Source organism: Streptomyces yongxingensis (assembly GCF_055597465.1).
The window spans coordinates 2,243,219-2,253,995 of record NZ_CM145717.1 but is presented as its reverse complement, the minus strand read 5'-3'; the positions used below and the strand labels follow the sequence as shown (position 1 = coordinate 2,253,995).

2 protein-coding genes are annotated in these 10,777 nt (G+C 70.2%); both read left to right on the top strand.

The genetic code is table 11. The annotated features are described in order from the left end of the window. Position 1 precedes the first annotated feature (1 nt). On the top strand, positions 2–10,180 hold the full coding sequence (locus tag ACZ6TD_RS09065; protein ID WP_471352390.1) for a non-ribosomal peptide synthetase: 10,179 nt from the start codon (positions 2–4) through the stop codon (positions 10,178–10,180). A gap of 20 nt (positions 10,181–10,200) precedes the next feature. After that, a complete protein-coding gene (locus tag ACZ6TD_RS09060) occupies positions 10,201–10,770 on the top strand; it encodes a hypothetical protein (RefSeq protein WP_471352388.1) in 570 nt (189 codons plus the stop codon). The last annotated feature ends 7 nt before the right edge of the window (positions 10,771–10,777 follow it).

Below are 10,777 nucleotides of genomic sequence, written 5' to 3'. Positions count from 1 at the left end.
GATGACCGACTCCGCTCTGGTGGGGGTATGGCCGCTGTCGCCGCTGCAGGAGGGCCTGCTGTTCCACGCGGTGTACGACGAGGAGGGCATCGACGTTTACGTCGAGCAGATGATCACCGGCCTGGAGGGCAAGCTGGACCCCGGGGTGCTGCGGGCGTCCTGGCAGGCGCTGCTCGACCGCCACGAGAGCCTGCGCGCGGGATTCCAGCGGCGCGCCTCCGGAGCGCCGGTCCAGCTCATCATGCGCCGGGTGACCCTGCCGTGGCGGGAGGAGGACCTGTCCGGGCTGGACACGGAAGCGGCACGGGCGGAGTCGGAGCGACTGGGGATCGAGGAGCGGGAGCGGCGTTTCGATCTGGCGGTGCCGCCGTTGCTGAAGGTGCTGTTGGTCAGGGTCGGGCCGGATGAGTACCGGATGATGGTGACGCTGCATCACATTCTGTTGGACGGCTGGTCGCTGCCGGTGCTGATGCGGGAGTTGTGGACGTGTTACGAGGCCGGGGGCAGCCCACACGGTCTGCCGCCCGTCACCCCGTACCGCGACTACCTCGCCTGGCTCGCCCGCCAGAACAAGGAAGAAGCCATGGCGGCCTGGCGGAAGACGCTGGCCGGGGCGGATGAGCCGACGCTGGTGGCCCCGGCCGAGTACAACGGGGCGCCGGCGCACTCCGCCATGGTGTCCGGCAGGGCGAGCAAGGAGCTGGACCAGGCGCTGCGCGACCTGACGCGCCGCTTCCACGGCCTCACCCTGAACACCGTCGTGCAGGCTGCCTGGGCTCTCGTCGTCGGCAAGCTGACCGGCCGACGGGATGTGGTGTTCGGCGCCAGCGTGGCCGGACGGCCGCTGGACCTGCCGGGCATGGAGAGCATGCTGGGGCTCTTCATCAACACCGTGCCCGTACGCGTCCGCTTCGACCCGGCGCAGTCGGTGGCTGAGCTGCTGACGGAGCTGCAGGCCGAGCAGGCGGCGCTGGTGGATTACCAGTACCTGAGCCTCAGCGATATTCAGCGGCAGGCCGGGCCCGGAGCGACGTTCGACACCATCATGGCGTTCGAGAGCTTCCCCTCGGGTACGAACGCCCGGAAGTCGTCGGGCGACAAGCCGACGGGCGAGGGGGCAGATCGACGCGGACCAGGTGGGCTGAAGTTCACCGAGCACGGACTCCGGGAGTCGATCAATTACCCGCTCGGCCTGGTGGTCGGCCCGAGCGGTGGCCTGGGCATGCGGCTGAGCTACCGGCCGGACCTGTTCGACGCGGAGACGGCCCAGGGGCTGGTCGATCAGGTGCTCCGGGTGCTGGGGCAGATGGCGGCCGATCCGGAGACGTTGGTCGGTCGGCTGGATGTGGTGGGGGAGGTGGAGCGGGGTCGGGTGGTGGAGGAGTGGAATGCCACGGAGGCCGCGCTGTCTGGTGGTTCGGTTGTGGAGCGGTTTGAGGGGTGGGTTGGGGTGGCGCCGGGTGTGGTGGCGGTGCGGTGTGGTGGTGAGTCGGTGTCGTATGGGGAGTTGGAGGAGCGGGCGAATCGGTTGGCGCGGTTGTTGAACGCCACCGGTGTCGGTCGGGAGTCGCGGGTTGCGCTGTGTCTGCCACGGTCGGTGGACATGGTGGTGGCGGAGTTGGCGGTGTGGAAGGCCGGTGGTGCGTTCGTTCCGCTGGATCCGGAGTACCCGGCGGATCGGTTGGGGTTTGTGATCGCGGACAGTGGCGCCGAGGTGGTCCTGGGTACGTCGGAGAGTTTGGCCGAGGTGCCGGTCGGTGGTGCCCGTGTTGTGCGTATGGAGGAGGTGAGCGGCTTCTCCGCTGAGCCGCTGGGGACGGTCATTGTGCCGGATCAGTTGGCGTATGTGATCTATACGTCGGGTTCGACGGGGCGGCCGAAGGGTGTGGCCGTCGCGCATGGCGGTGTGGTGAATCTGGCTGAGGCGATGCGTCCGGTGTTGGGGATGGACGCGGGTGTGGTGGCGTTGCAGTTCGCGTCGTTCAGTTTCGACGCCGCTGTTCTCGATGTCGTCGTCACCCTTGCGGCCGGCGGAACTCTCGCGGTGGCGAGTGCGGAGGAGCGTAGGGATCCGCGGGCGCTGGCGGAGATGGTTGGTCGGTGTGGGGTGCGGGTGGCGAGTGTGGTGCCGTCGCTGCTGGGGGTGCTGGATCCGGATGCTGTGCCGGGTGTGAGTAATTGGGTGTTGGGTGCGGAGCGGTTGAGTGCGGAGCTGGCTGGTCGGTGGTCGGCGGGTGCGCGGGTGTGGAACACCTACGGGCCGACCGAGGCCACCGTCATCACCACCGCCACCGCGACCGCACTGAAGACCGGGTTGGAGGCGGCGCCCCCTATCGGTCGGCCTCTGCCCAACAGCAAGGTGTTTGTGCTGGATCCGTTCCTTCGGCCGGTGCCTGTGGGCGTGATCGGTGAGGTCTATATCGCCGGTGCCGGTCTGGCTCGGGGCTATATCGGTCGGCCGGGCCTGTCCGGGGAGCGTTTCGTCGCCTGCCCGTTCGCTGCCCCGGGTGGGCGGATGTATCGCAGTGGTGACGTGGCGAAGTGGACCGCCGAGGGTGATCTGGTCTTCGCGGGGCGGGTCGATGAGCAGGTCAAGGTCCGTGGTTTCCGTGTCGAGCCCGGTGAGATCGAGGCGGTGATAGCCGCCTGTGAGGGTGTGGGGCAGGTTGTGGTGGTGGTCCGCGAGGACGGGCCGGGGGACAAGCAACTGGTCGCCTACGTGGTCCCCCACGGGGAACTGGACGTGGCGGCGGTACGCGCGTTCGCCGCTGGGCGGCTGCCGGAGTACATGGTCCCCACCGTCGTCGTGCTGGACGCGCTGCCACTGACGGTCAATGGCAAGCTGGACCGTGCCGCGCTCCCCGCCCCCGATGCCACAGCCACCGTGGCGGGCCGGGGTCCGGCCACCCCGACCGAAGAGATCCTCTGTGGGCTCTTCGCCGAGGTGCTCGGCGTGGAGCGGGTCAGCGCTGATGCCTCGTTCTTCGAGCTCGGCGGTGACTCACTCCTGGCGATGCGGCTCATTGCCAGGGTCCGGGCGGTGCTCGACACCCGGATCACCATCCGTGAGCTCTTCACCGCCACCACGGTCGCCCTCCTCTCCCGCCGTATCGAGGAAGAAGGCAACGCGGACGGCCGGACCCGCCCCGCGCTGGTGCCGTGCCCCCGGCCGGACTCCGTACCCCTGTCGTACGCCCAGCGCCGGATGTGGTTCCTCAACCGCCTCGAGGGCGTGGGGGAAGGCGCGGGCTACAACCTGCCGCTGGCGCTTCGCCTTTCGGGCGAGCTGGACAGGGTTGCTCTGGAGGCGGCGCTCGGGGATGTCGCCGACCGGCACGAGAGTTTGCGTACGGTCTTTCCCGAGACCGATGGCGAACCGCGTCAGCACGTGCTGGCGGGTGGCGCCGGCCGACCGTCGCTCGTGGTCGTGGAAACGACGGAGCAGGAACTGCCGCAGGCCCTGGCGGCGCACTCTGCCCGGGGCTTTGATCTGAGCGTTGATCTGCCGTGGCGGGCGCGGCTGTTGAAGACGGGCGGGTCGGAGTATGTGTTGTTGATCGTGGCGCATCACATCGCGGTTGATGGTTGGTCGATGGGTGTGCTGGGGCGGGAGATCGGGGTGGCGTATGCGGCGCGGCGGGTGGGCCGTGTGCCGGGCTGGGAGCCGTTGCCGGTGCAGTACGCGGACTATGCGCTGTGGCAGCGTGAGGTGCTGGGCGACCTGGAGGACCCGGGCAGTGTGATCAGTGGCCAGCTCGGCTACTGGCGCGAGGCACTGGCCGGTGCGCCGGAGGAGCTCGCCCTGCCCGCCGACCGGCCCCGGCCCGCTGTCTCCTCCTTCCGTGGCCGATCCGTGCCGATCCGGGTGAGCCCGCAGGTCCACGCCCGGCTGGTGGCGCTCGCCCAGCGCGGGCGGGCCACGATGTTCATGGTCGTCCAGGCGGCGCTGGCGCTGCTGCTGTCGCGGATGGGTGCGGGGAAGGACATTCCGGTCGGTACGGCGGTGGCGGGGCGTGGGGATGCGGCCTTGGACGGGCTGGTGGGGTTCTTTGTGAACACGCTGGTGCTGCGGACCGATGTGAGTGGCGACCCGACCTTTGTGGAGTTGCTGTCCCGGGTGCGGGAGGCGGATCTGGACGCGTATGCGCATCAGGATGTGCCGTTCGAGCGGTTGGTGGAGGATCTCAATCCCGCGCGGTCGTTGGGGCGTAATCCGCTGTTCCAGGTGTCGTTGGGGCTTCAGGGGGCGCCTTCGGGTGAGGGGCGGTTGTGGGATCTGCCGCGGTTGCGGGTGCGTCCGTTGGAGTCGGGGACGGAGGCTTCGGCACGGGTGGACCTTGCCCTGGATATGGCCGAGCACCGCGATGACGACGGCAATCCGGGCGGGATTCGTGGCGCGTTCCTCTACGCCACCGACCTCTTTGACGAAGCGACGGTGAAGGTGCTCGCCGAGCGGCTGGTGCGGGTGCTGGAGCAGGTCGCCTCGGATCCTGCGGCTCGGGTGAGTGAGGTCGCCGTGCTGGTCCCGGGTGAGCGGGCGCGGGTGCTGGAGGAGTGGAACGCCACCGAGCGGGAGGTTCCCGTGCGGCCGTTGGGTGAGCTCTTCGACGAGCGCGCGGCCGCCTCCTCGAATGCGGTGGCGGTGGTCGGCGCGGGTGGTGAGGAGTGGTCGTACGCGGAGTTGAGGGATCGGTCGGACCGGGTGGCCGGTGTGCTGGCCGCGCGGGGTGTGGGACGCGGTGACCTGGTCGCTGTGGTGTTGGAGCGGTCGGCGGATGTGGTGGCGGTGCTGCTGGGGATCGCCAAGGCGGGGGCGGGGTTTGTGCCGGTGGATCCGGCGTATCCGGTGGAGCGGATCGGGTGGATGGTCGAGGACTCGGCGCCTGCGCTGGTCCTCTGCTCCGAGGGGACACGGGGGCTGGTTCCGGCCGGAGTGGAGTGCCTGGTCCGGGATCCGTCGGATGGTGTGGTGGCGGAGCCCGCGCCTGCGGTTTCGGTGGATGTCGACGATGTGGCGTATGTGATTTATACGTCGGGCTCGACGGGCCGTCCCAAGGGCGTGGCGGTCACGCATCGCGGCATCGGGAACCTCGCCAGTGCCCAGATCGAGCGGTTCGAGGTGGGCGCTGATGCGCGGGTGTTGCAGTTGGCGTCGCTGAGCTTCGACGCTTCGGTGTGGGAGATGTTCATGGCGCTGCTCTCCGGCGCAGCTCTCGTGATGGCGGACCCGGACACGCTCCCGCCCAACGGTTCGCTGGGCGCGACGGCCACGGCGCTGGGCGTCACGCATGTGACGGTGTCGCCGTCGGTGCTGGCCACGGTGGAGGAGTTGCCCGAGGGCCTGGGCACGGTGGTGGTGGCCAGCGAGGTGTGCCCGCCGGAGCTGGTGGAGCGGTGGGCGCCGGGGCGTCGGATGGTCAACGCGTACGGGCCGACCGAGACGACCGTGTGCGCGACGATGAGCGTGCCTTTGGCGGCGTCCCGCTCGGGCCCGGTGCCCATCGGGCGTCCGATCTCGAATACCGCCGCCTATGTGCTGGATGAGCGTCTCCACCCGGTCCCCGTGGGCGTGCTGGGTGAGCTGTATGTCGCGGGGCCGGGGCTTGCGCGTGGCTACCTCGGTCGCCCCGGCCTGACCGCGGAACGGTTCGTGGCGTGCCCGTTCACGGGCGGGCGGATGTATCGCACGGGCGACCTCGCCAAGTGGACCGCGGACGGCCAACTCGTCTTCGGCGGCCGCGCCGATGACCAGGTCAAGGTGCGTGGCTTCCGGGTCGAGCCCGGTGAGGTCGAGACCGCCCTCGCCGCCCACCCGAGCGTCGGCCAGGTGGCGGTCATCGCCCGGGAGGACCGTGCCGGGGACAAGCGGCTGGTCGCTTACGTCGTGGCGGACGACGGGGTGGATGCGCCCCGATTGCGGAAGTTCCTCGCCGACCGGCTGCCCGACTACATGATCCCGGCCGCGTTCGTGGCGCTTGACGCGCTGCCCATCACGGTGAACGGCAAGCTGGACCGCGCCGCCCTCCCCGCTCCCGACGTCACCGGTGCGGCAACGGCAGGACGCGGTCCGGAGACGCCCACCGAGGAGCGCCTGTGTGCGCTGTTCGCCGAGGTGCTCGGTCTGGAGGAGGTGGGTGCCGAGGCGTCGTTCTTCGAGCTCGGTGGCGACTCGATCCTGGTGATGAAGCTGATCGCCCAGATCCGCGCCGCCTTCGGCTCCGAGGTCAGCATCCGTGCGCTGTTCACCGCTCCGACGGTGGCCGACGTGGCCCGGCTGCTCGACGGTGCGGAGAACGGCACTGCCCAGCAGGCACTGACCGCTCGGCCGCGCCCGGAGCTGCTGCCGCTGTCGTACGCCCAGCAGCGGATGTGGTTCCTCAACCGCCTCGAAGGCGTCGGCGACGGCGCGGTGTACAACCTCCCGCTGGCGCTCCGGCTCTCCGGCGAGTTGGACAGGGTTGCTCTGGAGGCGGCGCTCGGGGATGTCGCCGACCGGCACGAGAGCCTGCGCACGGTCTTTCCCGAGACCGATGGTGAACCGCACCAGCATGTGCTGACGGGCGAGGCGGGTCGGCCGCCGCTGATCGTGGTGGAGACCGCGGCGGAACATCTGCGGGAGGTGCTCGGCGGCTATGCCGCCCGGGGCTTTGATCTGAGCGTTGATCTGCCGTGGCGGGCGCGGCTGTTGAAGACGGGTGCGTCGGAGTATGTGTTGTTGATCGTGGCGCATCACATCGCGGTTGATGGTTGGTCGATGGGTGTGCTGGGGCGGGAGATCGGGGTGGCGTATGCGGCGCGGCGGGTGGGCCGTGTGCCGGGCTGGGAGCCGTTGCCGGTGCAGTACGCGGACTATGCGCTGTGGCAGCGTGAGGTGCTGGGCGACCTGGAGGACCCGGGCAGTGTGATCAGTGGCCAGCTCGGCTACTGGCGCGAGGCACTGGCCGGTGCGCCGGAGGAGCTCGCCCTGCCGACCGACCGGCCCCGCCCGGCGGTGTCGTCCTTCCGCGGTGGCGAAGTGCCGGTCGCCATCACCGCGGAAACCCATGCCCGGCTCACGGAGCTCGCCCAGCGGGGCGGGGCGACGATGTTCATGGTGGTGCACGCCGCCATCTCCGCACTGCTGTCGCGGATGGGCGCCGGGAAGGACATCCCGATCGGTACGGCGGTGGCGGGGCGTGGGGATGCGGCCTTGGACGGGCTGGTGGGGTTCTTCGTGAACATGCTGGTGCTGCGGACCGATGTGAGTGGCGACCCGACCTTTGTGGAGTTGCTGTCCCGGGTGCGGGAGGTGGATCTGGACGCGTATGCGCATCAGGATGTGCCGTTCGAGCGGTTGGTGGAGGATCTCAATCCCGCGCGGTCGTTGGGGCGTAATCCGCTGTTCCAGGTGTCGTTGGGGCTTCAGGGGGCGCCTTCGGGTGAGGGGCGGTTGTGGGATCTGCCGGGGTTGCGGGTGCGTCCGTTGGAGTCGGGGACGGAGGCTTCGGCACGGGTGGACCTTGCCCTGGATATGGCCGAGCACCGCGATGACGACGGCAATCCGGGCGGGATTCGTGGCGCATTCCTCTACGCCACCGACCTCTTTGACGAGTCGACGGTGGAGGCGCTGGCCCAGCGGCTGGTGCGGTTGCTGGATCAGGTGGCGGCCGACCCTTCGGTCAGGATGAGCGAGTTCCAGGTACTCGGCGGCGCGGAACGAGCGCGGGTGCTGGAGGGATGGAACGCCACCGAGCGGGACGTTCCCGTGCGGCCGTTGGCGGAGTTGTTCGACGCACGGGCCGAGCTGTCGCCGAATGCGGTGGCGGTGGTCGGCGCGGGTGGTGAGGAGTGGTCGTACGCGGAGTTGAGGGATCGGTCGGACCGGGTGGCCGGTGTGCTGGCCGCGCGGGGTGTGGGGCGAGGTGATCTCGTCGCTGTGGTGTTGGAGCGGTCGGCGGATGTGGTGGCGGTGCTGCTGGGGATCGCCAAGGCGGGGGCGGGGTTTGTGCCGGTGGATCCGGCGTATCCGGTGGAGCGGATCGGGTGGATGGTCGAGGACTCGGCGCCTGCGCTGGTCCTCTGCTCCGAGGGGACACGGGGGCTGGTTCCGGCCGGGGTGGAGTGCCTGGTGTGGGATCCGTCCGTGGTGGCGGAGGCGCCTCCGGCGCCGGTGGTCTCCGTGAGCGCGGACGACGTGGCGTACGTGATCTACACGTCGGGCTCGACGGGCCGTCCCAAGGGCGTGGCGGTCACGCATCGCGGCATCGGGAACCTCGCCAGTGCGCAGATCGAGCGGTTCGAGGTGGGCGCTGATGCGCGGGTGTTGCAGTTGGCGTCCCTGAGCTTCGACGCTTCGGTGTGGGAGATGTTCATGGCGCTGCTCTCCGGCGCCGCCCTGGTCATGGCGGACCCGGACACGCTCCCGCCCAACGGTTCGCTGGGCGCGACGGCCACGGCGCTGGGCGTCACGCATGTGACGGTGTCGCCGTCGGTGCTGGCCACGGTGGAGGAGTTGCCCGAGAGCCTGGGCACGGTGGTGGTGGCCAGCGAGGTGTGCCCGCCGGAGCTGGTGGAGCGGTGGGCGCCGGGGCGTCGGATGGTCAACGCGTACGGGCCGACCGAGACGACCGTGTGCGCGACGATGAGCGTGCCTTTGGCGGCGTCCCGCTCGGGCCCGGTGCCCATCGGGCGGCCCATCACCAACACCCGGGCATTCGTCCTCGATGAGCGTCTCCATCCGGTCCCCCCAGGTGTGCTGGGTGAGCTGTATGTCGCGGGGCTGGGCCTCGCACGTGGCTACCTCGGCCGCCCCGGCCTGACCGCGGAGCGCTTCGTGGCGTGCCCCTTCACGGGCGGGCGGATGTATCGCACGGGCGACCTCGCCAAGTGGACCGCGGACGGCCAACTCGTCTTCGGCGGCCGCGCGGACGACCAGGTCAAGGTGCGTGGCTTCCGGGTCGAGCCCGGTGAGATCGAGACCGCCCTCGCCGCCCACCCGAGCGTCGGCCAGGTGGCGGTCATCGCCCGGGAGGACCGTGCCGGGGACAAGCGGCTGGTCGCTTACGTCGTGGCGGACGACGGGGTGGATGCGCCCCGATTGCGGAAGTTCCTCGCCGACCGGCTGCCCGACTACATGATCCCGGCCGCGTTCGTGGCGCTTGACGCGCTGCCCATCACGGTGAACGGCAAGCTGGACCGCGCCGCCCTCCCCGCTCCCGACGTCACCGGTGCGGCAACGGCAGGACGCGGTCCGGAGACGCCCACCGAGGAGCGCCTGTGTGCGCTGTTCGCCGAGGTGCTCGGTCTGGAGGAGGTGGGTGCCGAGGCGTCGTTCTTCGAGCTCGGTGGCGACTCGATCCTGGTGATGAAGCTGATCGCCCAGATCCGTGCCGTTCTCGGCGCCGAGGTGAGCATCCGTGCGCTGTTCACCGCTCCGACGGTGGCCGACGTGGCCCGGCTGCTCGACGGCACGGAGGACGACACCGCCCACACCGACTCCGACGACACCGGCCTGTTGCTGCCGCTCCGGACCGAAGGCGACCGGCCGCCCCTGTTCTGCGTCCACCCGAGCACCGGCCTGGGGCGCTGCTACGCGGAACTCACCGACCACCTGCCGCCGGACCACCCGGTCTACGCGTTGCAGGCCCGTGGCTTCGGCACGGATGAGTCACTGCCGCGGACGGTCGAGGAGATGGCCGCGGACTACGTGGCGCGGATCCGGACCGTGCAGCCGGCCGGGCCCTATCACCTCCTCGGCTGGTCGTTCGGTGGCACCGTGGCCCACGCGATGGCGGCGCTGCTGCAGCAGCAGGGCGAAACGGTGGACCTCCTGGTCAGCCTCGATGGCTACCCCGGCGGAGACGAGGCGGAGCCGACCGGCGAGCCCGCCGAAGGGCCCCGCGGCGGGCGGCGCGGGCAGGTGCGGATGCTCTCCGAGATCCAGCGGGTCAACGCGAACAACAACCGACTCCTCCGGCACCACACGCCCGGCGTCTTCCGCGGAGAACTGCTGCTCTTCGTCGCCACGGAGGGCCGTCCCGCGTCGGCCCCCGCGCCGCTGGCTCCGGACGGCTGGGCGCCGTACGTCGACGGGCACGTCGAACCGGTCCGGATTGCCTCCGATCACGACGGGATGCTCACCGGAGAGCCCCTCGAAACGATCGGCCGGCTCATTTCCGCGCAGCTGCTGACGAAGAATTAGGGAAAGGGTGGAGAGAGAGTATGGACGAGAAGGAGAACACGGCCGCGGGTGAGCCGCCCGAGGGCGCGCGCCGACACGGCAGATTAGGCATTCTGCTCGTTTCGCTGGGCGCCGCCCTGGCGATTGCCATGGTGGCGGGCGGATTGGGTTTCGCGCTCGGCTCCGACGATTCCCCGAAGTCCTCCGGCAGCGCCGGGGCGGGGGACAAGAGGGCCAAAAGCATGGCCTTCGTCGAATGCCTCCGGGACAATGGCGTGCCGGACTTTCCCGATCCCGCCGCGGACGGCTCGATCCTGCTCGACCCGAGCAGCGGCATAGACGTCAAGGGCGACGCGTACAAGAAGGCGGAGAAAGCCTGCGAGCGTCTGATGCCCGAAGGGCGCCGGGCCTCACCGCCGCCCGGTGGGATGCCCGATCTGACGAAGTACGTGGACTGCATGCGGAAGAACGGTGTGCCCGACTTCCCCGCCCCGAAGGGCGGCGGCTTCGCCCCCGAGGAGGCCGGGATCGACGTCAAGTCGTCCGAGTTCCGGAACGCCCACAAGGCTTGCCGGCAGCACCTGCCCGCAGGGGCGCCGGGGCCGGCGTAACCCCGCG